Source organism: Brevibacillus sp. NPDC058079 (assembly GCF_042885155.1).
Lineage (GTDB): Bacteria > Bacillota > Bacilli > Brevibacillales > Brevibacillaceae > Brevibacillus.
This window is the reverse complement of record NZ_JBHVSO010000001.1, coordinates 219,753-244,744: the sequence shown is the minus strand read 5'-3', so window position 1 is coordinate 244,744 and position 24,992 is coordinate 219,753. Positions and strand designations below refer to the sequence as shown.

Sequence of the window (24,992 nt, the reverse complement as noted above, 5' to 3'; positions counted from 1 at the left end):
GCGACTTTTCCTGGAATCTAGAATTATGCTTGCGGTTGATAACGCAGAATTGGCTTTCTTGCCGCTGTCGCTTCATCCAAACGTTTGACCACAGTAGTATGAGGAGCTTCCTGAACGATTTCTGGCGTTTCCTCACACTCGCGGGCAATTTGGAGCATGACGTCGATGAACTCATCGAGCGTTTCTTTTGTCTCGGTTTCAGTCGGTTCGATCATGAGGCACTCGTCCACGATCAATGGGAAGTAGATCGTTGGCGGGTGGTAGCCGAAGTCGAGCAAGCGTTTTGCGATATCGAGCGTGCGTACGCCCAGCTTCTTCTGGATTACACCAGACAGGACGAACTCATGCTTGCAGACGCGATCAAATGGCAGATGATAAGCCGTTGCCAGACGACGCATCATGTAGTTGGCGGAGAGCACCGCATTTTGAGAAACTTGCAGCAAGCCTTCTGGACCCATGGTACGGATATAGCTGTATGCACGAACTAGAATACCGAAGTTTCCGTTGTAGCCTTTTACGCGACCGATGGAAGCCGGACGATTGCTGTCCCAGTAGAAGCTGCCGTCTTCCTTTTTCGCTACGATTGGTGTAGGCAGGAAGGGCTCGAGAATTTTTTTCACACCGACCGGACCTGCACCTGGACCACCACCGCCGTGAGGCCCTGTAAACGTTTTGTGCAAGTTCAGATGCACTACGTCGAAGCCCATGTCTCCTGGACGGGCAATTCCCAAAATCGCGTTTGCATTGGCACCATCGTAGTACAAGAGGCCGCCAGCTTCATGGACGATTTTCGCCATTTCTACGATATCTTCTTCAAACAATCCCAGTGTGTTCGGGTTCGTCAGCATCAAAGCAGCCGTGTCTGGTCCTACTGCATCACGCAGTGCTTGAATGTCAACCAATCCACGATCGTCAGATGCAATCGTTACGGTATCCAAGCCAGCTACAGCAGCAGATGCCGGGTTCGTACCGTGTGCGGAGTTCGGCACGATTACTTTGGTACGATGCGCTTCCCCACGGCTCTCGTGGTAAGCGCGGATCATCATCAGGCCTGTCCACTCACCCGCAGCACCAGCAGCTGGTTGCAGGGTAACTGCGTCCATGCCTGTAATTTCACCCAGTTCTTCTTGCAGGTTGTACAACAGCTCCAAAGCGCCCTGTACGGTTTCTTCTGGTTGATACGGATGTGTCTGCGCGAAGCCTGCGTAACGGGCAACGTCCTCGTTGATTTTCGGGTTGTATTTCATCGTGCAAGAACCGAGCGGATAGAAGCCATTGTCTACCCCGTGGTTGCGACGAGACAGTTCGGTATAGTGACGAACCAATTGCAGCTCAGATACTTCTGGCAGCTCAGCCGGCGTTTCGCGGATGAGGTGCTTTGGCAAAAGACTTGCTACTTCTACTTCTGGAACATCCAATGCCGGCAAATTGTAGCCCACACGGCCTGGTTTGCTCATTTCAAAGATCAGTGCTTTCTCCTGGTCGTTACGCACGTGTGATCGCCTCCAATTCAGCCGCCAATGTGTCGATTTCTTCTTTGGTACGTAGCTCGGTTACTGCAAGCAAGGTATGATTCGCAAACTCTGGATAGTCGAGACCGAGATCATAGCCCCCGATCATTCCAGCAGCCAGCAGCCCATTGTTCACTTCTGCAACTGGTTTGTTCAGCTTCACCACAAACTCGTTGAAGAACGGTGAAGTGAATACGATCTCCAAGCCCTTTGCTTGCAGGGCATTTTTGGCGTAATGAGCTTTTTGCAGGTTCATCATCGCCATTTCTTGTACACCCTGCTTGCCGAGTGCTGTCATGGCAATGGAAGCAGCCAATGCGAGCAGCGCTTGGTTCGAGCAGATATTGGAAGTCGCTTTTTCACGACGAATATGTTGTTCACGCGCTTGCAGCGTCAATACGAAGCCGCGTTTGCCATTCTCGTCCTTCGTTTGACCGACGATACGACCTGGCATTTTGCGCATCAGTTTGGATGTAGTAGCAAAATATCCGCAATGTGGTCCGCCAAAGGATGCTGGGATACCGAATGGCTGCATGTCGCCCACTACGATATCTGCGCCTAATTTGCCCGGCGCCTCCAGTACACCTAGAGCAAGCGGATTGGAGGATGTGATCAACAGTGCGCCTTTTCCGTGCGCAATTGGTTCAATCGCTCCCAAGTCCTCTACATTTCCGAAGAAGTTCGGATACTGCACGATGACCGCTGCTGTGTTTTCATCAACAAGCGCTTCCAGAGCCGCTGTATCCGTAACGCCGTCGCTGTTGATACCTACTTCAACCAGCTCAACATTTTGTCCATACGCATATGTTTTCAAAACACCACGCGCTTCCGGATGGACAGCGCGAGAAACGATTACGCGCTTTTTGCCAGTGTGACCCGCAGCCATCATCGCTGCCTCTGCCAAAGAAGTCGCGCCGTCATACATCGAGGAGTTAGCTACCTCCATGCCAGTCAGCTCACATACCATCGTTTGGAACTCAAAAATAGCTTGCAGCTCACCTTGGCTGATTTCTGGCTGGTAAGGTGTATAAGCGGTAAAGAATTCACCGCGGAGCAACATGTGATTGACTGTGCTCGGTGTGTAATGTTGATAAACACCCGCGCCTAGAAAATTAACATGCGTGCTGAAGTTTACGTTTTTATTTGCGAGGTGTGTAAAATACTTCACCAAATCTGGCTCGGAAAGTGCTTCTGGAATATTCAATGCACCTTTGAAGCGTACTTCTTCCGGAATATCAGCAAACAGTTCTTCTACACTCGAAATGCCGAGGGTTTCCAGCATTTCGCGCTTGTCCTGATCAGTTTGGGGCAGGTAGCGGTATTTCACGGACGTTGTCCTCCTCTAAAAGGATGTATGTGGTGTATCGCTTAGTTTTTTGGGCGTTTATAAAATGGAGCGGCAACGACTTCTGCTTTCAGACGTTTTCCGCGAATTTCTACCTCTACTTGTGTACCTAACGCAGTATGCTCTGTTTTTACGAGAGCGAGACCGACGTTCTTCTTCAAGGTTGGAGATTGTGTTCCCGTCGTCACTTCGCCAATGAGCTCTTCCCCTACATAAACGGGGTAATGCGTGCGCGGAATCCCACGGTCGATCATTTCGATCCCTACCAGCTTGCGTGGGGCACCGTTTTCTTTTTGTGCCTTCAGCACGTCTTGACCGATGAACGGCACTTCTTTGTCTACCTTGACAGCAAAGCCAATGCCCGCTTCGATCGGAGTGATGTCTTTGCTAAGCTCTTGTCCGTACAGTGGCAGCTTGGATTCAAAACGAAGCGTATCGCGTGCACCGAGACCGCACGGCAAAAGACCTTCTTCTTTTCCGGCATCCAGTAAGATGTCCCACAGCTCTGCTGCACGATCGGCATCCAAATAAATCTCGAAGCCATCTTCGCCAGTATAGCCAGTGCGGGAGACCAATGCCGGAATACCGCTCACTTGCACATCACGCTCAAAACGGAAAAAGCCGATTTGAGACAAGTCTGTAGTCGTCAGCTTTTGCAAAATGGATTCAGCCAAAGGACCTTGAATCGCGATTTGTGCTGTTTGTGGCGAAATATTCTCAATCGTTACGCCTGGAATCAGATGTTCTTCTAGCCACGCATAGTCTTTGTCGATATTCCCCGCGTTGATGACGAGCAAGTAATGATCATCTGCATACTTGTAAACAAGCAGATCGTCTACCGTACCCCCATCTGGGTAGCAAAGCACACTGTACTGCGCCTGTCCGACTGCCAGCTTGGACACGTCATTCGTAGTCACACGCTGGAGATAAGAAAGAGCATTTTCCCCTTTTACGTCCACTTCTCCCATATGGGAAACATCAAATAGACCAGCTTTTGTCCGAACAGCTTCATGCTCTTGACCAATGCTTGTAAACTGCACCGGCAGATCCCAACCACCGAAGTCGATGGTTTTCGCGCCATACTTTGCATAAGAATCAAATAGTGGCGTACGTTTCAAATTGGACATGTGGCACCTCCTGTGAACAATAAGATCCAAAACAAAACAGAGGGGGAAAAACGGGTACACCAAAATAATGGTGCCCATTTCTCCTCCTCTGTCCTTGGTACCTGAGAGTTACCTTGCGTATCACATGGGGATTACTTCCTTCCCCACTTGCAAGTTTCCCCTTTGGTGGCTCGTGTGAGCTCTCTCCAGAGTTGCGTCCAGTAGAGGTACTTTTGCCTGAGAGATTCACCGTTACCGGCTTGCTCCTTCGGCGCTGCAAAACGTTCAAGCAGTCTCTCCCTACTACCTTCATTCGCGGTTGTTTCATGGTCATACATAAGTTTTTGCTATCATTTCCATACTAATGGATGTACTACCTCTTTATCCTACCATGAGAGTCCGAAGTTGAAAATATACAAATTAACAGTCAGATTCAGAAAAACTTAACAAAACACATTGACAATAGATAAATGTTCAGTTTTTAGACATTAACCTTGAAAGTTATGGCAGAGCTATGTAAAGGAGTATCTTATATGCCGAATGTTCCTATTTCATTTGATACGAGTTGGATCAATCCGCTTACAGACCGCATGCAAGAAGATGGTCCCTGGGATAAGTGGGAGCTGTTCAAGCTCTCATTGGAAGCCGAGGAAGCGATGGCTGTTCACGAATTTGATCAGTTGCAATGTCTGAAATACCTTCCACTCTTGTCACCATTTCCACACCAGTTGGAAACGGCGAAACGTGTCCTGCTAGAGATGCGCGGACGAGCCATTCTCGCAGATGAGGTCGGTCTGGGAAAGACGATCGAAGCAGGTTTGATCATGAAGGAGTATATGGTCCGCGGCTTGGCTAAAAAAATTCTCGTCCTGGTTCCGGCCTCTCTCGTCATTCAATGGACAAAAGAGCTTCATCAAAAATTCGGCATTGCAGCAGTCGCGCAAAAAAAAGAATATATGTGGCGGCAGCACGAAGTCGTTGTCGCATCAATTGACACAGCAAAACGAGATCCTCACAGGCGTCACGTCCTCGACATCGATTACGACATGCTCATCATCGACGAGGCCCATAAACTCAAAAATAAACGGACACGCAACTATCAGTTCGTCAAAGAAATCCGCAAAAAATATTGCCTGCTCCTTACCGCAACTCCTATTCAAAACGAGATGGACGAGCTGTACAACCTCATCAATTTGTTAAAGCCAGGTCACCTCGGCCATACTTCCACCTTCTCTACCAATTACGTTGAGGGCAAACGCCAATCCAAAAATAGCGAGAAATTACGGGAAGAAATTGAAAAGGTCATGATTCGCAACAAACGAAGTGACGGTGGTATTCAATTCACCAGTCGCCGCGTTCAGTCGATTCCGATTGACCTTTCTCCTGAGGAATTGACCTTGTACGAAGGTGTGACCCGCTTCGTCCGCGAGCAATACCAAACAGGATTTGGGGTTGGCGGCTTCAACTCTCTCGCTCTGATTACCTTGCAGCGCGAGGTCTGCTCCAGTAAGGAAGCTGCGTTCATGACGCTGTATAACATGCACCAGCGCACCGGCGAGGACTCTCCCCTGCGCGCACAAATTCTTGAGCTAGTCGAGATGATCAAACAAATTGAGACGCATTCCAAGGCTGCCAAAACGGTTGAGCTCATTCAACAAATCAACGACAAAGTGATCATTTTTACAGAGTATCGGGCAACACAAAACTATCTACAAAAGTATTTGCACGACCACGGCATTACTTCTGTCCCCTTCCGCGGCGGCTTTAAGCGCAGCAAAAAGGACTGGATGACGGATCTTTTCCAAAATCGTGCACAAGTCCTGATCGCGACGGAAGCAGGCGGCGAAGGCATCAATTTGCAGTTCTGCAATCAGGTGATCAATTACGACATGCCTTGGAATCCCATGCGAGTGGAGCAACGAATCGGTCGCGTCCATCGTCTCGGACAAAAAAGGGATGTGCACATTTACAATTTATCGACAACAGGAACGATCGAGGAGCATATTCTCAAGCTGCTCTATGAAAAAATCGACCTCTTTGAAATGGTCATCGGTGAACTCGATGATATTGTGGAACGTCTGAATTTAAATCATTCCTTGGAAGATAATCTGATTCAAATCATTATGGATTCCCGCTCCTCCAAAGAAATGGCGCTGAAGCTCGATAACATTGGATACGCGATTCGGGCAAGCAAAATAACAAATGATGCTGTCCCGCTTTCTGAGGCGGCTGAACAATAACTCTTGTTGGATACGAAAAAGAAATGAGGTCTCCTGATGCAGCAACAGCAGGTCAGACAGTTTGTCGAGCGCTACTTGGCGACTTTTTCTGCCCATATCGTCGAGTCTCACCCAGATTATTTCACAGTCAAACTACCTGTCGAGGTGGACAAAGATATCGGCAATCGCCCTTTTTACTGGAGCTGGGTGGATAAGATGAATTTAGCTTATCAGCCATTAGTGCTCACCTTTACTTTTCATCCAGATTGCATGCCTGAGGGTTTGCGATCCGAGCATCTGCATCTAGGGGCTGCACGCATGCAACAAATTTTCGCTTCAACCAAAAAGCATGGCAGCTTTGTCTGTATGTACGAACAACAAGGGGGCCTTTTAGGCAATGCCGGCAAGCGTCGTTCAACCCCTCTCGTGCCTTGGCTCGGGATGAACTTGAAGGTTTCTCTGCTCTGTGACAAGCGACGTGACATTTTATTGTACCTAGGGATTAATTTGCATCAGCCACGGATGGTGACGGATTTCACTTCGTTTTTATTTTCACTTTCCTTGACCCCTGCGATCCCTGACTACTATTACACGTTAGATCGAAAGGTAACCATACAGGAAGCCCTCCAAATGGCACAACAGGAAGTCGAACATACATTGGAACAAGCAGATCAGCAATGGGCAGAGGAAGCGCGCACACGTTTGAGCGAAGAAATGGCCATCTTGGAAGTGTACTATGAAGAGCTGGCACGGCGCGAACCAGAAAATGAGCAAACAAACGTAGACGAAACCGGGGAAGAAGCAGAACAGCCAGAAGCTCAGTCGTCACTCGAGCAAGAAGCCCTGCACTCCGAAGCTGATCCAGATGGACCAACTCCTGTCGAACAGCCAATATCTTTTGACGAATACCGGGCTTCTGGCGGACGAATCCTCGACTTTTTACGTGCAAATGGAATCCAAACCACTTCACGCGAAGAGATTAATCAAGCAGAATGGAAAAAGAGCACGCCAGATGAGGAAAGACAACGCCGAAAAGACGAGCTGGCATGGCAATACGAGCCGCGGATCGAGGTTTCGTTCATCAACGGCGGCTTGTTCTATTTATCTTCCGTTCCTCCGCTCATGCGGTCTTCAAAAGCAAAAAGCATGCGACATCTCCCCGCATCAGGGCGAATCATGTAAAAGATCAACGAGAAAATGTGAAACAGAAAAGACACGTTGCAACAAATCTTTTTGTCACAGCTGGTTACAATAGGAATAGGTTAAGCCTTTACAAAAGGTGGTGCATAGTTGTGACCAGACGATTTCTTCCTTTTATCGCTGCTCTTTTGTCTCTGATGCTGCTCTCCTTACCAGCTTTTGCGCAAGACGAAGCTAGCTGGGACCAGCAATTCCAAGCACAAATTCGAGAATGGATGGATGCAATCGCAAGCCGAGACCCTCAATTCAAGCAATGGCAGGACGCAAAAACGGACGTGCAAACACTTGGTGCAGGGCAGCATCAATGGCTGGTAAGTATAAAAAAAGCGGACAAGCAAGTAGGGTATTTGGTGATAGGAGAAGCACCTAATTCCAATTCCCATGAGAAATTTGTTCTGCTGGAATACGGTGTCGGGGAGTACATCTTGTTCGATGACGCTTTTGCTCCGAAAGAAATCGCGGCAGAGCCAGTTTATGACGGGTTCGCTTCCTACTGGCTGATCACCCAGAAGTCAGATACACAAATGGTCAATGCAAAAACGGGAGAAATGTATCCCACTTCCTTTCAAATTAGTGAGCCCGCTGTCGATGCCTTTGCAGGCGAGCAGCTCATACAAAATGGACAACGCCTGACTCAAATGAGAATTTTAAGCGCAGCCGAGGCTGATCCTTTTGATCATATCGGGTGGGTCAGCCAAATGAGTACAACAGACACAGACGTGTCCTGGAACCAATTGTGGCAGCAAGATTATACCTCGCCGGTAACATTAGCCGTCCCGATTCATCAGTCACAGGTTTTAGCACCCTTTGTCGTGGGGTCCCTGCATATATGGAACGACCAAAATGCTTATGTGGGCGTATGGGATGAGGGCCTGCGCTTTGTCCCGTATTCGTATGCACATCGTGTCGGACGATTTTTCGTAAACGAAACAAGCTCTCCTGCCGAATAACCGGTTGGAGAGCTTGTTTTTTACGTTTTCTATTCACCGATGTTCCGTAGGAGAGAGACGTTCATGAACGGCATGAAAAACTTCATTGACCGTCATTCCCTCTGCATTAATGACGGGTGCTCCTGTAATCGTTTTGTTTTGATCACCTAGCACGTTGATATCCTGGCCTGTAATGACAATCGCGTCTACCACCTGCTGCCAGTTGCCTAAATCAACAACTTCGTAACCATTTTGACGCAGCATCTCGCACACTTCAGACAGGGAATTTTCTACCGCTACTCTCGCCATATGCACCCTCCGTCCATGATAGGTTTACGAATTTTATTTGCGCCACAACAGTCGAATGGACATGGGAATGGCACCAAACCAGCGTGACGACCAGGACTCGCGTGGAGTCTTACGCAAACGGCGTTCATCTTTTGGAGTATCCACGTACTGAACAAACAGTTTCGTCAGGTACTTTAAATATTCCTGAAAGGACATCGCACTTGACCTCCTTCTTACTCGCGGATTCAAACCACGGCGCAAGCGCTGTCCCCTCTATTGTTCCCCGTCCTGCGTTCTTTCAACCACTTGGCTCGTAATTTCCATCACAATATCGGAAAGGCTCTTTCCTGTCGTATCCACCTGAATCGGCGCGAAATCGTATACACCTGCGCGCTCCGCCATTAAGGTTTTTACCCTTGTCGCTACTCCTCCTGCCAACAAGGGCCGGCCTGTATCCTTTTCCAAACGCTTGATGAGTTCCTCTTCCGTGGCATGCAGTGCGATTACGATGCCATGCTCCATCATCATCTCTACGTTTTGCTTTCGTAATACAGCTCCTCCGCCAGTTGTTAGTACCTGAGGCCCTGCTGCCAGTAATTGTGCAAGACGTTTCGTCTCGACGTCTCGGAAATACGCTTCTCCTTGATCAGTGAAGATTTCTGGAATGCTGCGACCTTCACTTTCCACAATCGCATCATCCAAGTCCGTATGCTTCATTCCCAAAGAGGCAGCGAGTGCGGCGCCAACCGTGGTTTTTCCTGTTCCCATAAATCCGACCAACACCAGGTTCATCATTTTGTTTTTGCCGCCTTTCCAATCGTTCAGTATGTATTGATCTTCACCGTTTTTTGTTGTTGATTGTACGCTGTTTCATATCCTAATGCTTTTTCAAAAAAGGACAGTGGAACCATCGTACGTTCTTTGATTTCGATTAACGGGCTACCTAAATCCATCCGCTTCCCATCTACGTCAGCAAAGCGCTCCCGTTCCTTTATAAATACTTCGCGCCCATTTCCTTTTACGCGGATCATTTGTTTCTTGTCGTCCCAGCTAATCGCTAATCCCATTTTTTCACCGAGCTCACGCAACGGAATATACACCGTATTTTGGGTGACCCGAGCCGGAATCGATGGATAAAAGCTCATGTTATTGATGATCGTAGTGATATAGGGCTCCAGTTGCACTGCACCAAAGCCATTCTTATTTGCACTATTGGTATACAGGGTGAAATATTTCGCTTCCCCTTGCAAAGTTTGCCCAAGCGCCTGATCGAGATGCTCTGCACCAATGACACTACCATGATAATTTTGTTGGACGCGCTGCAAGAATCGCTTATAGGCATCGTCACCAATTTTGCGCCGCAGATTGTCAAACAGGAGTGCTCCTCGGGAATACCAGGTCAGCTTAAACTCTTCTTCGGTGGCAAACTTCTGCAATGGCTTGTCCAGCTTTCCATTTGGATAACGCTCTTGCAAACGTTTGACATCCCGGTTGTACTCATCTAACAAAGTCGTAGCTGATTGGGCACCATAACGCTTCTGTAAGTAATGAGACACGCCGATCTCCACCAGCCCCTCATCAAGCCACCCATGCGTGGACTCCAATGTAGCCACACTGTTATACCACCAAAGATGCCCTACCTCATGTGGCAGCCAATGATCGATCAGATTGTTGTAATGCATGTCTCTTTTGAATACGGCGAGATTCGCGTATTCCATGGCGTACGTCGTTCCTGTACTTGTTTCCGCAATCGCCACGTGCGGATACGGCAACGGACCGTACATGTCGATGAAAGTAGGAAATACCGATTGGGCAATGGTCTTGATTCTTTCTATGTTTCCTTTATCAACGGAAGCAATGTCAACCGTTAAATTCGGAGCAAATTGAATCGTTTCGATATGATAAAGCGGACTTCCGACCAGTCCAAAGTTCAACAGATTTTTTGCTTGATAATGGACTTGTTGCTTACTGCCACCGATTGACTTCGTTTGTCCTCTGCCCCATGAACTGACCCATTTGTAGCCTTGTGGAGAGGTAAACGACACATCGTAATCTCCATAGTGGTAAACGAATGGATCACCAAAATCAACGCGTTGCGGTGGGTCGTACCAAACACCTTTTTGATTTTGTGCCCCGAGCATCGGGTACCATGTCGTCAACGTCCATATATCGTCTTTGACCCCAAAACGTGTGCCCCTACGTGGAACCGGGTTCTCAAATTCAATGATTAGGGCCCCACGAAGCTCCTTACCAAGAGGATTTGCCATTTTCACCAGCGATTGACCACGTTCAAAAGAAAGCGGCTTGTCCTTGTAGCGAATCGACTTCACCGTCATTTTGTTCCAAAGGTAGTCGTAAATATACAGTCGTACATCTGGAGTTTTCGGGTTGTCGAACTCCAAGGTCATGTTTCCGGTTATTTTCGCTTCGGACGTATGTAATTCAGCTTGAATCTTATATACAGGGTTCAAATCCTTTACATAAGACGGCAGAGGGGGATCATATGAAAATGGATCGACGAACTTTTGCTCCTCCTCAGGTGATTGATTCATGGCAATGATTTGTGAAATGGCTGGCCAATACGCGACGACCCCAACTGAGCCAAAAAAAACGAGGATCGTCACACATACTAGCAAGCTCGTTTTATGTAGTGATTTCATGACAGCCCCCATATAATAAACCGCCCGGCGGCAGGCGCTAAGTGTTTTTGTTTCATTGTAGCAAATATATGTCAAACTGAGTAGAAATTCAGGAGATTCTGTAGAGAAAACGCCTTATTTGACAATGGTCTTTCCTAGGTGAAATAAAAAAGCCGCCACTCATTGTATCGTAATGATTGGCAGCTTTCTTTAGCGTTTACCACGTTTCGTACATAATTTTTCCTGTTTGGCTAAGATCATAGCCCCCGACCGCTTCCAATTCCTTTTGAAACGGACGCGATCCGAGAACATCAAGAACGGCCTGAATGAGCGGTTCATTGTCCTTATTTTTCAACAAGACTAGGTCATATCGCTCACGCACAGTTGGGACAAACTCTACGCCAACGAGTGAAGCTGCCTTTTCAATGCCCACCCCTACGTCTGCTTCGCGCCGTGCTACTACCCCTGCGACTGCCAGGTGATTGGACTCTTCCCGTTCATAGCCACTTACGTCACTCCCCGCTATTTTTGCCAGTCGAAACTGCTCTTCAATCAGCGTGCGTGCACCGGACCCTTTTTCCCGATTGACCATGCGAATGCCCGGCTTCGTAAAATCGCTCCATGCCTTGATCTGTTTCGGATTGCCTGCCTGGACGTAGAATCCAGCCCAACGTGACAACATATTAATGACAACAAATCGATGCCCACACAAAATACGACGAATATACGGGACATTGTATTCATTGGTATCCCCATCGTACAAGTGCGTGCTGACGATATCTGCCTTACCCGTATACATCGCTACGAGGCTGTTTAGAGATCCCACGTACGAGCGAAGCGGTCGGTATGCCGCATCCTTTTTCTCCAAATGCCCCGCCAGTAGGTCCAAGCTCACATCCTGCCCGCTGATAATGATATTGCGGCCTGTACCAGCCTGCTCATGTCGTGTCAATTGCTGAGCTTGTCCTGTCTGAGGAATGCTAACGGCTGAGGCTTGTCTGTATTCTCCCTTTGCCTTCGCCTTGTACGCTTCTAGATCGCTTTCATCTACGCGCATTTGCCGACCGACGCGATAAGCGGGCAACTCTCCTTTTTTAATCAGATCGTAGACCGTCAGCTTAGAAATACGTAGAATTTTTGCTATTTCTTCGGTGGTATAAGAATTTTGTTGACTCATGTTCCGCCTCCGTTATCTCCTTTGCTCTATTGTCAAACAAGTGTCGTAAAATCGCAATTGATTATTCATTACGAATCCATATAATCTAGTTATGTCCAGTTATAATTAATTATAACTAAATATAATTATGGAGGTCTTTTTTTATGAAGAAGCACTGGTTAGCCCTATTGACGGCATTTTGCTTGATGCTCACTGCTTGCTCGACAACGCAAACAGCACCACAAGCGAGTGAGCCAGCCAAAACCGAAACAGCAAAGGTAGAACTGATGATTTCTGCTGCTGCTAGCTTGACGGATGCCTTGAATGAGTTGAAAACCCAATATGAAACGGAACACCCAGGAACGACCCTCACCTTTAACTTCGGAGGCTCGGGCAAACTCGCCACACAAATTACGCAAGGCGCTCCGTCTGATGTATTTTTGTCGGCTAGTAAAAAAGACATGGACGGTCTAGAGGAACAGCAACTGATCGCCAAAGACACACGTCAAGACTTCACGAAAAACTCGCTTGTTCTCATTGCAGGTAACACAAGTGCTGTCGCAATCACTTCTTTTGAAGAGCTGAGCAACACAGCAATCAAGCATATTGCCGTCGGTGAGCCTGAGACAGTCCCTGCTGGACGATATGCGAAAGAAACTTTGGATACGCTGAAAATGTGGGATTCTCTTTCGGCACAAATGGTATTTGGCAGCGATGTTCGCCAAGTTTTGACCTTCGTAGAATCCGGTAACGCGGAAGTCGGTATTGTCTACTCCAGTGATGCCGCAGCTTCGAAAAATGTAAAGGTATTGGCGACAGCCAAGCCTGAATGGCACAAGCCTATCGTTTATCCTGGTGCTGTTGTCAGCGCATCGAAGAACCCAGATGCAGCAAAAGCTTTTCTTGCCTACTTGACAAGCGACAAAGGAAAAGCGATCTTACAGAAGTACGGGTTTCAATAAATAAACCAATCGAATCGAATTGGAGGTGGCAAGCGTGATCGAAACCAATCTTACTCCTTTGATGCTATCCCTTAAAGTAGCTGCGCTCTCCACCTCCTTTGTATTTGTCCTTGGGATGATTTCTGCAAGATGGATGACACAAAAGGATTTTTGGGGGAAGAATGTGCTGGAGTCCTTCTTTTTGCTTCCGCTTGTTCTCCCTCCCACTGTTGTTGGCTTCGGCTTGTTGATGCTTTTCGGAAAAAACGGCTTTCTCGGCCAGCTTCTGCATGAATGGTTCAATATCACCGTCGTCTTTACGCTAACAGGAGCCGTTATTGCCTCGATTGTCGTTTCCTTTCCGTTGATGTATCAGAGTGCAGTCGCTGCCTTTACAGGAGTGGATCGTCGTTTGGAGAATGCGGCACGCACGATGGGCGCTTCCGAATGGCGATTATTCTGGACCGTTACCTTTCCATTGGCTTGGCCTGGCCTGTTGGCTGGGTTTGTTCTTTCTTTTGCCCGTGGTTTAGGGGAGTTTGGCGCTACGCTAATGCTCGCAGGGTACATCCCTGGGAAAACCGATACGATTCCCGTCGCCATTTATTTTGCTGTTGAGGCTGGTCAAATGGATAAGGCATTGTTTTGGGTCATCATTATTGTTTCCTTGGGTATGGGTACGACTCTCTGGCTGAATTGGTGGAGTCGTCGTAACGTGCGCAGGTACGCCAATCAAAAGTAAGGCAGGTGATTGGTAAATGCTCTTTGTCCACATACAGAAGCGTTTGCCTGATTTTATTTTGGATGTGTCCTTTTCGGTACAGAAGGAAATTGTCGTGCTGTTCGGACCATCCGGCTCTGGCAAAACAACGATATTGAACAGTATTGCAGGTCTGGTTCATCCTGATACCGGCGTGATCCAATTAGACGAGAACGTTTTTTATCGCGAAGGACAGAAGCCGCTTCCCGTACAAAAACGCAACATCGGGTATTTATTTCAAGATTATGCACTGTTCCCTCACATGACGGTCGACCAAAATGTTCGATACGGCTTGAAAAAAGGACATGAGCTCAATTTAGCCCCATTGTTGTCCACAGTGGGCATCGATCATCTGCTGCAAAAATATCCTCACCAGTTATCCGGAGGACAAAAACAACGGGTGGCACTCGTACGTGCACTTGCTACTGAACCAGACATCCTGCTCCTTGATGAGCCTTTATCGGCGCTGGACGCAGATACGCGTAAACAATGCCAGGATGAGTTGCTTCGCCTTCACGCCATATGGAACATCCCGTTTCTGCTGGTCACCCATGATCGTGAAGAGGCCGAGAAGCTCGCAGATGTCATTTTCCTGATCGATAACGGCACAATCAAGGAACGGAAAAATGAAAAAAGCCATTCAGCAACGTCCATTTCCCGATAATGGGATGGCATTGCTGGATGGCTTTTTACTATCGAGCTGTGATTGGTTCAATTTTCACATCGTTTTGCTTTGCCCACTTATGTACTTCGACAAGGAATTGCAGTACGTCATGGCTCTCGTGATGGACACAAAGGGTATCGGCCGCCAAGTCAATGTGCTCGCCATTGACCGTCATTACTCTTTGTTTTAAAACGAGCTGACGTGTCTGCTCCATACGTTCTTCCTTGCTGATCAGCACGCTTCCTTCCAACTCACGCGGGGCCAATCGACCATTCGGCAAATAAGCCCGCTCTGCAAATACTTCCTCTGCCACCTGAAGCCCGTGTTCCAAGCCTGCCTCTACAAGCTTGCTGCCAGACAGTGCATAGAGGATCAGTTCTTCATCAATATCCGCAATGGCTTGGACAACCGCTTCGGCGAGCTCTGGGCGTTCAGCCGCTTCGTTATACAGCGCACCATGCAATTTCACATGGTGCAGCTCCCCACCGAGTGCTTTTGTAGTCCCAGCCAATGCTGCAATTTGATACAGCACTAGCTCATACACTTCATTAACAGACAAGTTCATCGAGCGACGTCCGAAGCCTTGAATATCTGCATAACCGGGATGTGCCCCGATTTTCACATCATGCTTGAGTGCAGCTTCGATTGTTCTGCAAATAATATGGGGATCCCCTGCATGCAATCCGCAAGCAATATTAACGGAGGTGATCCATTTCATAATCCCCAAATCCTCTGATTGTCGACCTCTGCTGAAGCCCTCTGCCATATCGCAGTTAATATCCAGATGAATCATGTATGCTCACCCTTCTTTCACTAATCTATCTTTTGAAAACGCATTCATGCGCGTGGCTTCTCGTTTTCTTCCACTTTAGCATACCATGTACGCCAGTTTAACAAAAGCAAAAAAGCTGCCGAAAAATGGCAGCTTATGAACAACTTATGTCGAACCAACGGTTGCTTGGCTGCTTTCTTCTGTCTGCAAGGTCTCTGCTAGTGCCATTACCTGGTTCTTCTCTTGTTTATAATCGTATTCCTTTGCCTTATCCGGTCTGGCATTGTTGTACTCTACCGGGATCTCATGGCGATGGGAACGTTCAATTTTCGTTACAAAGTGTAGCTTTTCCATAATGCGAATCGTTTCATCCAACAAATTGGCATCCACATACATCGAAACGTAATTTAAGCGTTTGGAGATGTAATGAATGGTGCCAAATTTGCGTAAATTTTTGGCGGCACGCGTGTTTTTCACCCACACGGCGACCCCCAGACGTCGCTCTCTCATGTTTTGCCGTCGGTCTCCTTCCCAATCGTGGTATACTTACTGGTGAAAGCTTATTATAGAAAGGAATCGTGGTCTATGCTGGCTACGTTTTATCATCAATTCGAGGAAGCGCTTCACCGCGAAAAAATAGTGACCCATAGCAGTTGGCGTACATATGCAGGCCAGCTTTTTTTCTATGTATGCAGTACGCTCCCTGCTCCTATGCTGACAAAGCAGCTCATGGAAACAGGAGAGCGCCTGACCACTGATACCAAATTAAAGCCAGAATGCATTTACGTGCGTTCTGATCACGCGCAGCATGTGTATCGCTTCCGCTTTCGCGTACCTGACGAAAAGCAATTTTGCTGTGGCAATCTTTGTGAAGACTGCTTTCTGCTGCGCCAAAATGAATCGGGAACAGCGTAAATTACGATGGCTTTTTCACACTGCAGCCGCAGCTTCCGCCTGTCCCGCAGCCACTACCCTGCGCCTCTAAGAATGGATTGTTGCTCGGCACCTTGATCGTATCCGATACGGAATGAGCAATGGTTCTACTCACCTGATATAAGAGCTCATCCAGAGCATCCTCTGCTCTCTTGAATGCCTGTACGGAATCCCTCAGTTCAATGCTGCGCTTCAGTTCCCGTACTTCTTTGGATATATGATTGTAATCCGGGTGATACTTCCCGAACCGTTGCACATCTTCGTACTGTTCCTTCTTAGCCTCGAACACGACGAGCAGACGTTGCACTTCCTCATCTGCTTCCATTTGGCGTTTGGCCTCCAGATACCCCGAGACCTCGCGCGATTGGTTAATCATCGTGGACAGCTCATGAGACTCCATGATCAACTGTGACATATCCACAGCTTCCAATGTTTCCATAAAGCGAGACCTCCTTTCGCCGTAAAGCTTGAAAACTTTACGTCATTCCTGATTGTATCATGATGCACACCCTTAGTACAGATATTCAGGCACTACAATGCGCACTCGCTCAATGTTGTCGAGACGGTAATAATGTTTGCCGCTCTGTCCGGCAATCGTAACCATCCAATACCCCATTTCCAGGCGTACTTCTGTCGGTAGCCCTCGCAGCTTTTCTTTTCCGCTTTGCTGGATCTCGACTTCCAGCTTCAGTTCTATTGCACGCTTAAACAAATCCCGCATGGACTGTGGATGATACGATTGGAAATGCTTCGTCCACATTTTGGGTAGTGCTGCGATTTGCTCATTTTGCTCAGGTAACGTGTTTTCTATAGCATAACCGTCCCAAGGCCGTTCGATGAGAAGCAAGCCCTTATTCCCGGCTTGACTGTTTTGGCACGGCTGGAGCTCTTTGCTTGCACTAGCAACATGTGACAGCACTTGCGGCTCATAACCGAAGTGACGAAGTAAACGGATCAGTTCTTTTTCCTGCGAGTACGGAATCAAAAACGCAGTCGGCGATATCACTTGGGTAAGAAATGGGCGAAAGTCAGGAATTTCGCGCCATTCCTCCAGAAATCCAGCATGTGCTGTCCGAACGAGGAAGTACGGCTCCATTTGAATCTGCCTTGCTGTTCTAGCCCATTGGCTCACAACCTCAATCAAGCTCTCAGGCAACGGATAAACACAGGAGGCACGGAGCTTTTCGATGACTTGCTCCTCCGTCCCTCCTTGAGACAAATACGTTTGCAACAGCCTTGCTTGTAATTCACCCCGAATCAATTGCCCATCAAATTGGAGCTGGCAAAACCGGCTGATCTCCCATACATCCAGCAATGGGACAAGCGGAGGAATTGTAATGGCACCTGAAGGGTCCACAAACCAGCCTTCCTCTGACGATAATCGCGGCAAGCTGCTCCAACGCCAATAAATCCCACGTTCCTCGTCCATCCCGAGCTGAATCCATCCTAAGCCTAACAGCAAATGCATCCATTGCTCCACAATGCGCTCCTCTGCATTATCGGGCAAAGGGAATCCTGCTTCTTTTAGCATGCGCAATTGCTCATGGATGGAACACCACTGCTCGACAGGAACCTGTCTCATCAATTGAATGAAAAATTCCCACCAGTCACCATGCGGCAAAAATTGTTCCATCACGAGTTGGTACATCTCTTCCCAACGTACGAGCGGCCGTTGATGCAGCCATTGCTTCGTTCGATTGAGATCGAGTACGAGTTCTCGCTCTTCCCTATGCACCAAGCCTAGTCTGAGCGCGATATCAAGGACAACGGTCAAGGATAAGCCCTCTCTTTGTTCCTGATCGAGCGGTGGAATCACGATTCCTTTTACATGCTCGTCTGTAAACGAGAGCAGCGGCAGCATTTTTTGCGACATCCTGCGATGAATGCTTCCTTTTTGCGTAATGGGAATTTGGTTGTCTCGAATAAACAGCAGAAGCCCAAAAAGATCCAGCTGTATCCCTCTGCCTGCTGATATATAATAAGGGAGCGTTTTTGAAAGAGAAACAAAAGCCTGAGAGGCTTCCGGCAGCATTTGATTCGTCAACTGCTCTCGAACCTCTTGTGGCATCAAATAGCCGATCTCACTCCACATTTTCCGTACAGTCAAGATCAGTCCAAGCCGTCGCAATTTCGTCAAGCCGACTGACAGATGTCTGTGCTCTTTTGCCGTTTCGCGTTCCCAGGTTCGTTTGCTAAAAAAGCCTCTCGTCGCTTTGGTTACGAAAAGCCGGATAACGGCTCGTTCCAGCTCATCTGCCTCTTCCCATACTTGCCCAATAAAAACGGGGTCCAATAATCTAGCTGTTAAATCTTGCTCTTCGGCAATCTGATATCGTTTGGTCTGTTCATGTAGAATCGCTTGTCGCGTTGATTCGGACAGGTATTCCAGCGAATCCTTCACACGCACGCCTGTCACCTCAGTCTATATGATGTTCGATTCATTACTTTTACCTATTGGAGGGATCTTGATGTTGCATGTATTTCCTAGCTTACTCTTAACAGCAACCTTAGCTGTAACAGGTACACAAGTCTTGTCACCTCAACATCCTACCGTATCTGAGCCTGTGGCGAAAGAGGCTGTACAAGCAGATGCTGCTTACGAGGCCGTTGCTGCTCCCTATCCGCCGGCTGTGCAGGAAGCTTTGAAGAAAGTTCGAAAAAATGGCGGTCATACTATTGTTCGTGCCAATGGAAAATCCTATGTAGTCGTGGGTGCAGGACAGCGCCCTACAGGAGGATATCGTTTAGTGGCGGACCAAGTCAAGCGGACAGGCCCTCATGCCTTTGCCGTACACGTTCGGGTACAATCACCAGCTCCAGGTTCGATGAAAACGCAAGTCATCAGCTATCCGACTCTGGTGATTGCCCTGCCAGACCAGCAAGCAAAAGTCAGTGTGCATATGCGCTAGTCTATCCATGAAAAAAGCCGACAGTTCGAAAGCCACAAGGCGTATCGAAGTCGGCTTTTTTCCTTTTCCCAACAGTTACCCTTACTTATCAGGGCTTTACCTCAATGGAAAAGCTCTCTGCAACACCATACGACTCGTGATTATTATGAGCCAATTCTACCTTGACCTCATGTTTCCCAGCCGGGATATCCTTCATGACATAGCTAGGCTCAAATACTTTAGCGATCTTTTTGCCGTCGAGGTACAGATGAACATGGCCTTCTCCGTGCTTGTTTTCTTTCCCCATGTTTTCGAGGGAAAAAGAGAAGTTCGTAACGGCCAATTTGAGCTGCAAATCATCTTTCTCAAGGGTATGCGTCACAGCGAGTGTCGGCGCTGCATGATGAGCGTGCGACTCGTCTGCTACCACTTCGCTTTGCGCTTGTTGGTTCGCGTACACAAACCATTCCACACCAGCCGCAATGGCAATCAATAGAAACAAGCGGAAAAGAAATCGTTTGGTTTTCACCGGAGCTGCTCCCTTCCAAAATGAGTCTTACCCCAGTGTGCCCGACTCCTGATTGGTTCATTCATCCATTTTTGCCTTATGATCTAACCAGCTATCCATACATACTCAGCTTTCTAATAGGTAAGAGTAACCATAAGATGCTTTGGGGAGGTCAGTGACTGCGTATGAATGCATGGAATGAAACTCTTTCTATTTTTGCATTAGGAGGAGTATATGAAATCGGCAAAAACATGTACGGGATTCAATGCGGGGATGAAATTGTTCTCATCGATTGTGGCTCGAAGTTCCCGGATGAGAGTTATTTAGGAATTGATCTGATCATACCGGACATTAGTTATCTGCTGGAAAATCAGGAAAAAGTCCGAGCCTTGATTGTCACGCATGGGCATGAGGATCACATCGGGGGCATTCCCTATTTTTTAAGACAATTAAACGTCCCTGTTTACGGTACCCGCTTAACGTTAGGACTTATCGAATTGAAGCTGAAGGAGCATGATTTGCTTCATCAGACCACCCTCATCTCCATCGATCGTCACTCTACTATTTCATTAGGTTCGCTCACGATTAGCTTTTTTCAAACGAACCATAGCATTCCTGATTGCTTGGGTGTCGTGTTTGAGACAAAAGCAGGCTCTATAGTGCATACGGGTGATTTTAAATTTGATTTAACGCCGGTGCATAAGCAATCCCCCGATTTGCACAGAATGGCTGAAATCGGGCAGAAAGGTGTATTGGCCTTGTTGTCGGAGAGTACCAATGCGGAGCGCCCAGGCTTTACTCCATCAGAAAAGAACGTGGGCGATCGTCTGTTAGAAGCATTCAGTAAGGCACAGCAGAAAATATTTGTCTCGACGTTCGCTTCCAATGTATACCGCCTGCAACAAGTCATTGATGCCGTAGAAGCGACGAATCGAAAGCTAGCTTTGCTGGGCCGAAGTATGGTCAATGTAGTCAAAATCGCATCGGAACAAGGCTATTTACTTATACCAGAAGGCATGTTGGTGGAAATAGAAGAAGTGAGCGAGCTCGATCCAGCCCGTGTCGCTGTTCTATGCACGGGAAGCCAAGGCGAACCGATGGCAGCTTTATCCCGGTTGTCGACCTCCGGGTATCGGCACGTTAAAGTAGAACGCGGCGATACCGTCATTCTCTCTTCTTCCCCGATTCCAGGGAACGAACGGAATGTAGCGCGCATCGTCGACAACTTGTTTATTATGGGTGCCAACGTTATATATGGCTCTGGGACTGGCTTGCATGTGTCCGGCCACGGCTTCCAAGAAGAATTGAAGCTCATGCTCACTCTCATGAAGCCACAATATTTTATCCCCATTCACGGTGAGTATCGGATGCTCCATCAGCATCGTCTATTGGCTGAATCCGTCGGCGTTGATTTCGAGTCCACTTTCATTGTAAATAACGGAGATGTCGTGGATATTCAGGATGGTGTGGCTGTGCAGGAAAGAAAAATCCCTGCCGGAAATACCTTGGTGGATGGTTTAGGAATCGGTGATGTAGGGAATGGAATATTACGGGATCGCAAACATCTTTCGGAAGATGGCATTCTCGTGATCGTTGTGACGCGCAGTAAAACCGACGGCAAGATTTTGTCGGGTCCTGACCTTATTTCTCGCGGATTCATTCATGCCCCGGAATCAGAGGGTCTGTTGGAAGAAGCGACTCGCCTTGCATCCGAGGTGATCACCAATTTACAGGAAGCGAATGTGAGTCAGTGGAACCGCTTGAAGCAAGGAATGCGGGAATCGATTGGGAAATTCGTATATGCCAAAACAAAGCGCAGACCCATGATCCTGCCGATTATTATGGATGTATGAGGAAAAGGCCTTCTTTCTGGAGGGCTTTTCTAGCATGATATTTTCAATCTTGGGGTGATTTGAAATGGGGAAAATGGTTAGACTTTTTACGTGCCTTCTTGCCATCTTTTTTATTTTCTTTGCTTCGGTTCCAGTGTCTGAAGGGGCAGAACTCAAAGCAAATGTCATTAGAGATTCAATGATTTATGGAGGATCAGAGGAAACCAATTTTTTTATTTATGCCCTATTCCTTAATCAAGGTGAAGCAACCGCTACAAATTTTAAATACTCAGGCCTCTCATTTACAGACAGAAACGGAAGGGTTCACTTCTACCCCGAAACTAGCCATACTGTTATCAATTCGTCGTTAAAGCTAGAGCCGGGACAGTTTGTAGAAGCAAAATTTGAACTCCCCTATGATTTTATCGATTCTAGGTTTAAGAACTTGAAAGACATCAAAAAAATTAGTATAGACTTTATCCACGATAACGCTGCTCCTTATAAAGACGACTCAGCAGTGCTTGTGACCGTAAATAATAAAAAGCTTGTGCAACAAACCTTTGTTGAAAATGATGTCACTTATGTTTCCCTTCGCGAGTTAGCCGGCATTATTGGTGCTTCTATCCAGTGGAATGATCCTACCCAAACGGCAACGCTCATCCTGAGAGACAACTTCATGGAATACGATAGAAAAATAGTCATACCGGTTGGCAGTGATCGCTTTATTGATGAAGGTCGCGAAACTACTGTGTCGGGAAAAGCGAAGCTGTACAATAACACCACCCTGGTTGTACCTTTACGAGATATTGTAGAAATGCTGGATTACTATGTTGTTTTTGAACATAAAGGGGGTCAGAAAACCATCATCGTCGTTCCGAATAATCTTTACAGATGAGTAGGGAAAAGCCTTCTTTCCTGGAGGCTTTTCTAACATGATATTTTCAATCTTGGGGTGATTTGAAATGGGGAAAATGGTTAGACTTTTTACGTGCCTTCTTGCCATCTTTTTTATTTTCTTTGCTTCGGTTCCAGTGTCCTATGCATCATTGGAGAAGAATCCTTTGCAGTTTGAATTAACCGAATTAAAATTCATAACAAGTTCTGATGGAAGTCACTATGCACAGGGTTATATGAGATGGGGAAATGTCAGTCCCTATGAAATCCATGACCTTAAAGGAAGCGTTGATTTGGTCAATGGTAAAGGGCAAAAAATCGGAGCTACTCCTAAAGACATTGACAGTTATCATTTGGAAGCAGGAAATAACGATTTAGGGCTTTTCGATATTGTAAACTTTGATCTTGCTCCTTTCGTTACCCATCCTGCTCAGATCGAGGGTGCTTATTTAAAGCCGACTTATACGTTTACATTAGGGAAGAAAGCTGAACTCAAACCGAACGTCATTTTTGGAAAACAATATCATGGAATGGACCAGGAAAAATTTTACTTCAGGACCTTTTTACTTAATCAGGGAGAGGCAACCGCTACTAATTTTATATACTCTGGGGTCTCCATTACGGACAAAAAAGGACTCGTTCATTTCTACTCCGAAACGACCCACCCAGTTGTCAATTCGTCATTACGTTTAGAGCCGGGGCAATATGTATACGCATCATTTGATATACCACTAGATTTTATCAATTCTAACGTTGGAAAGTTTGAAGAAATTGATGATGTCAGTATAACTTATACGCACGAGAACTCTGCACCTTATATAGACACCGCTGCGCTGAGTGTGACAGTAAATAATAAAAAGCTATTACAACAAACCTTTGTTGAAAATGATGTCACTTATGTTTCACTTCGCGAGTTAGCCGATATTCTTGGTGCTACTATTCAATGGGACGACTCTACGCAGACCGCAACACTCATTGAAGAGGACACCTGGCAAGGGGAAAATAAGATAATCATCCCAGTTGGAAGTAATCGATTTGTACATAATGGGTACCCAACCACTGCATCTGCAAAAGCAAAGCTGCATAATAACACCGTTCTGGTCGTACCTCTACAAGATGTAGTGGAAATGATGTATGGTTATGTTGATTTTGAACATAAATGGGGACGAAGATCCATCATAGTTGTTCCGTACATCCCTGATATGTAGCAACACAATTATCTTCTCCCAACATGATATTTTCAACCTTGGGGTGATTCGGAATGGTGAAAATGGTGAGACTTTTTACGTGCCTTGCTTTGACCTTTATTATTTTCTTTGCTTCGGTTCCAGTTTCCTTGGCATCTTTGGAGAAGAATCCTTTACTGTTCGAATTTACGGAAGTAAAATTTGTAACTAAGCCGGATGGAAGTCACTATGCACAAGGATACTTGAATTGGGGAAATCTTAGTCCTTATGAAATAATTGAACTTAAAGGAAGCATTGATTTGCTCAATAAGCAGGGTCAAAAAATCAGTACGAAACCTAAATACATTGAACGATATAATCTCGAAGCCGGCACTAGTGGTTATGACTTTTTCGAAATGGTAGACTTTGATCTTGTTCCTTCCGTTACAAATCCCACACAAATCGAGGGTGCTTATCTAAAACCAACGTATACATTTACATTAGGAAAAAAAGCTGAACTCAGACCTGACATCGTACCAGGAGCAATAACATTTGGGCCGTCCGGGGACAATCTCTCCATCAAGACCATTTTAATTAATCACGGAGAGGCAACAGCCTCAAATTTTAAATACTCGGGAATATCATTAACCGCTCAAAATGGAATGGTACACTTCTATTCTGAAACAAATCACGCTGTTATCAATTCATCATTGCGGCTAGAACCGGGGCAATTCGCCCGCGTATCCTTTCAAATACCAATGAATTTTATCAATTCTAAGTTTAATAGCTTTCAAGATATATTCACGATAAAGTTTTCTTTTACGCATGAGAACTCAGCACCTTATAAAGATACAGCCCTGAGTGTGACAGTTAATAATAAAAAGCTTAATGATCTAATCTTGGTTGAAAATGATGTCACATATGTGCCGCTTCGCGACTTAGCGGATGCTCTTGGTGCTACTCTTCAATGGGACGATTCAACTCAGTCCGCAACAATCACACGAGAGACCTACCCGGGAAGCGCAATTTGGATTACCATTCCAGCAGGAAGTAATCGATTCATAATCAATAATTACCCTGTTACTACATCGGCAAAAGCCAAGCTGCACAATAATACCATTCTTGTGGTCCCGTTACGAGAAGTTGCAGAAATGTTAAACTGTGAGGTTATTTTTGTTCATAAATGGGGGCAGAAATCCATTATAGTGATCCCATACGATTATAGCAAAGATTAACGACTT

General features: G+C 46.7%; 25 protein-coding genes and 2 riboswitches. Of the genes, 12 read left to right on the top strand and 13 right to left on the bottom strand.

The genetic code is table 11. The features are described from left to right. Positions 1-23 precede the first annotated feature (23 nt). Genes gcvPB through gcvT form a run of 3 tightly spaced genes read right to left on the bottom strand, consistent with a single transcriptional unit; the run spans position 24 to position 3,983 of the window. The gene (gene gcvPB / locus ACFVS2_RS01260) at positions 24-1,493 is read right to left on the bottom strand and encodes an aminomethyl-transferring glycine dehydrogenase subunit GcvPB (protein WP_173620233.1); all 1,470 of its coding nucleotides are present in this window, start codon (positions 1,491-1,493) and stop codon (positions 24-26) included. Continuing rightward, on the bottom strand, positions 1,486-2,838 hold the full coding sequence (gene gcvPA / locus ACFVS2_RS01255; protein ID WP_390230052.1) for an aminomethyl-transferring glycine dehydrogenase subunit GcvPA: 1,353 nt from the start codon (positions 2,836-2,838) through the stop codon (positions 1,486-1,488). The genes gcvPB and gcvPA overlap by 8 nt, the downstream gene beginning before the upstream one ends. A 41-nt stretch (positions 2,839-2,879) precedes the next feature. Next, the gene (gcvT, locus tag ACFVS2_RS01250; protein ID WP_390230050.1) at positions 2,880-3,983 is read right to left on the bottom strand and encodes a glycine cleavage system aminomethyltransferase GcvT; all 1,104 of its coding nucleotides are present in this window, start codon (positions 3,981-3,983) and stop codon (positions 2,880-2,882) included. Positions 3,984-4,061: 78 nt separating this feature from the next. After that, a riboswitch (glycine riboswitch) is annotated at positions 4,062-4,177 on the bottom strand. A gap of 1 nt (position 4,178) precedes the next feature. Next, a riboswitch (glycine riboswitch) is annotated at positions 4,179-4,274 on the bottom strand. A gap of 221 nt (positions 4,275-4,495) precedes the next feature. Here gcvT and ACFVS2_RS01245 point away from each other — a divergent pair. The 3 genes from ACFVS2_RS01245 (at position 4,496) to ACFVS2_RS01235 (ending at position 8,331) form a co-directional block, all read left to right on the top strand. Further along, the gene (locus ACFVS2_RS01245) at positions 4,496-6,202 is read left to right on the top strand and encodes a DEAD/DEAH box helicase (protein ID WP_390230046.1); all 1,707 of its coding nucleotides are present in this window, start codon (positions 4,496-4,498) and stop codon (positions 6,200-6,202) included. 36 nt (positions 6,203-6,238) lie between these two features. Next, positions 6,239-7,363 (top strand): YqhG family protein, encoded by a 1,125-nt coding sequence (locus ACFVS2_RS01240; protein ID WP_390230043.1) that lies wholly within the window; start codon positions 6,239-6,241, stop codon positions 7,361-7,363. Between the two features lie 110 nt (positions 7,364-7,473). Next, positions 7,474-8,331, top strand: coding sequence for a hypothetical protein (locus ACFVS2_RS01235; RefSeq protein ID WP_390230039.1), 858 nt, complete (start codon positions 7,474-7,476; stop codon positions 8,329-8,331). Positions 8,332-8,364: 33 nt separating this feature from the next. On the opposite strand, the gene ACFVS2_RS01230 is transcribed toward ACFVS2_RS01235, so the two are convergent. The 5 genes from ACFVS2_RS01230 to ACFVS2_RS01210 form a co-directional block, all read right to left on the bottom strand. Further along, positions 8,365-8,619: a YkuS family protein gene (locus ACFVS2_RS01230; RefSeq protein WP_173620239.1), complete on the bottom strand. Its 255-nt coding sequence runs from the start codon at positions 8,617-8,619 to the stop codon at positions 8,365-8,367. Between the two features lie 33 nt (positions 8,620-8,652). Further along, positions 8,653-8,814, bottom strand: coding sequence for a YqzE family protein (locus ACFVS2_RS01225; protein ID WP_106652891.1), 162 nt, complete (start codon positions 8,812-8,814; stop codon positions 8,653-8,655). Between the two features lie 57 nt (positions 8,815-8,871). Beyond that, positions 8,872-9,393 (bottom strand): shikimate kinase, encoded by a 522-nt coding sequence (locus ACFVS2_RS01220; RefSeq protein WP_390230035.1) that lies wholly within the window; start codon positions 9,391-9,393, stop codon positions 8,872-8,874. Between the two features lie 26 nt (positions 9,394-9,419). Beyond that, the gene (locus tag ACFVS2_RS01215; protein ID WP_390230032.1) at positions 9,420-11,258 is read right to left on the bottom strand and encodes a stalk domain-containing protein; all 1,839 of its coding nucleotides are present in this window, start codon (positions 11,256-11,258) and stop codon (positions 9,420-9,422) included. A gap of 196 nt (positions 11,259-11,454) precedes the next feature. Further along, on the bottom strand, positions 11,455-12,414 hold the full coding sequence (locus ACFVS2_RS01210; RefSeq protein ID WP_390230029.1) for a substrate-binding domain-containing protein: 960 nt from the start codon (positions 12,412-12,414) through the stop codon (positions 11,455-11,457). 143 nt (positions 12,415-12,557) lie between these two features. Between ACFVS2_RS01210 and modA the strand changes: the two genes are divergently transcribed. The 3 genes from modA to ACFVS2_RS01195 are packed head-to-tail and all read left to right on the top strand — an operon-like array spanning position 12,558 to position 14,758. Continuing rightward, positions 12,558-13,355 (top strand): molybdate ABC transporter substrate-binding protein, encoded by a 798-nt coding sequence (gene modA / locus ACFVS2_RS01205; RefSeq protein ID WP_173620243.1) that lies wholly within the window; start codon positions 12,558-12,560, stop codon positions 13,353-13,355. Positions 13,356-13,389: 34 nt separating this feature from the next. Continuing rightward, positions 13,390-14,076, top strand: a complete 687-nt coding sequence (gene modB, locus ACFVS2_RS01200; protein WP_173620244.1) for a molybdate ABC transporter permease subunit — start codon at positions 13,390-13,392, stop codon at positions 14,074-14,076. Positions 14,077-14,092: 16 nt separating this feature from the next. After that, complete coding sequence (locus ACFVS2_RS01195; protein WP_390230024.1) at positions 14,093-14,758, top strand: ABC transporter ATP-binding protein; 666 nt, start codon at positions 14,093-14,095, stop codon at positions 14,756-14,758. Between the two features lie 28 nt (positions 14,759-14,786). On the opposite strand, the gene ACFVS2_RS01190 is transcribed toward ACFVS2_RS01195, so the two are convergent. Then, entirely contained in the window at positions 14,787-15,551 is a 765-nt protein-coding gene (locus ACFVS2_RS01190) for a LamB/YcsF family protein (protein ID WP_017247960.1), read from the bottom strand. A gap of 144 nt (positions 15,552-15,695) precedes the next feature. Beyond that, the gene (locus tag ACFVS2_RS01185; RefSeq protein WP_007725782.1) at positions 15,696-16,040 is read right to left on the bottom strand and encodes a YlbG family protein; all 345 of its coding nucleotides are present in this window, start codon (positions 16,038-16,040) and stop codon (positions 15,696-15,698) included. Between the two features lie 75 nt (positions 16,041-16,115). Here ACFVS2_RS01185 and ACFVS2_RS01180 point away from each other — a divergent pair, with 75 nt between their 5' ends. Further along, positions 16,116-16,445: a hypothetical protein gene (locus ACFVS2_RS01180; protein WP_390230019.1), complete on the top strand. Its 330-nt coding sequence runs from the start codon at positions 16,116-16,118 to the stop codon at positions 16,443-16,445. A 1-nt stretch (position 16,446) separates the two neighbouring features. On the opposite strand, the gene ACFVS2_RS01175 is transcribed toward ACFVS2_RS01180, so the two are convergent. Together ACFVS2_RS01175 and ACFVS2_RS01170 are read right to left on the bottom strand one after the other, a co-directional pair. After that, positions 16,447-16,902 carry a YlbF/YmcA family competence regulator gene (locus ACFVS2_RS01175; protein WP_173620246.1) on the bottom strand — a complete coding sequence of 152 codons (456 nt, stop codon included), beginning with the start codon at positions 16,900-16,902 and terminating at the stop codon, positions 16,447-16,449. 72 nt (positions 16,903-16,974) lie between these two features. Beyond that, on the bottom strand, positions 16,975-18,870 hold the full coding sequence (locus ACFVS2_RS01170) for a hypothetical protein (protein WP_390230015.1): 1,896 nt from the start codon (positions 18,868-18,870) through the stop codon (positions 16,975-16,977). 61 nt (positions 18,871-18,931) lie between these two features. Between ACFVS2_RS01170 and ACFVS2_RS01165 the strand changes: the two genes are divergently transcribed. Then, complete coding sequence (locus ACFVS2_RS01165) at positions 18,932-19,372, top strand: protease complex subunit PrcB family protein (RefSeq protein ID WP_173620248.1); 441 nt, start codon at positions 18,932-18,934, stop codon at positions 19,370-19,372. 88 nt (positions 19,373-19,460) lie between these two features. On the opposite strand, the gene ACFVS2_RS01160 is transcribed toward ACFVS2_RS01165, so the two are convergent. Continuing rightward, positions 19,461-19,880 (bottom strand): thioredoxin domain-containing protein, encoded by a 420-nt coding sequence (locus ACFVS2_RS01160; protein WP_390230012.1) that lies wholly within the window; start codon positions 19,878-19,880, stop codon positions 19,461-19,463. A gap of 164 nt (positions 19,881-20,044) precedes the next feature. On the opposite strand from ACFVS2_RS01160, the gene ACFVS2_RS01155 reads away from it, so the two are divergent. From ACFVS2_RS01155 to ACFVS2_RS01140, 4 genes are all read left to right on the top strand, one after another. Next, positions 20,045-21,712: a ribonuclease J gene (locus ACFVS2_RS01155; protein ID WP_390230009.1), complete on the top strand. Its 1,668-nt coding sequence runs from the start codon at positions 20,045-20,047 to the stop codon at positions 21,710-21,712. Positions 21,713-21,776: 64 nt separating this feature from the next. Further along, positions 21,777-22,586, top strand: a complete 810-nt coding sequence (locus ACFVS2_RS01150; RefSeq protein WP_173620251.1) for a copper amine oxidase N-terminal domain-containing protein — start codon at positions 21,777-21,779, stop codon at positions 22,584-22,586. A 67-nt stretch (positions 22,587-22,653) separates the two neighbouring features. Further along, positions 22,654-23,793 carry a copper amine oxidase N-terminal domain-containing protein gene (locus ACFVS2_RS01145; protein ID WP_390230004.1) on the top strand — a complete coding sequence of 380 codons (1,140 nt, stop codon included), beginning with the start codon at positions 22,654-22,656 and terminating at the stop codon, positions 23,791-23,793. Between the two features lie 53 nt (positions 23,794-23,846). Further along, positions 23,847-24,986 carry a copper amine oxidase N-terminal domain-containing protein gene (locus ACFVS2_RS01140; protein ID WP_390230001.1) on the top strand — a complete coding sequence of 380 codons (1,140 nt, stop codon included), beginning with the start codon at positions 23,847-23,849 and terminating at the stop codon, positions 24,984-24,986. The last annotated feature ends 6 nt before the right edge of the window (positions 24,987-24,992 follow it).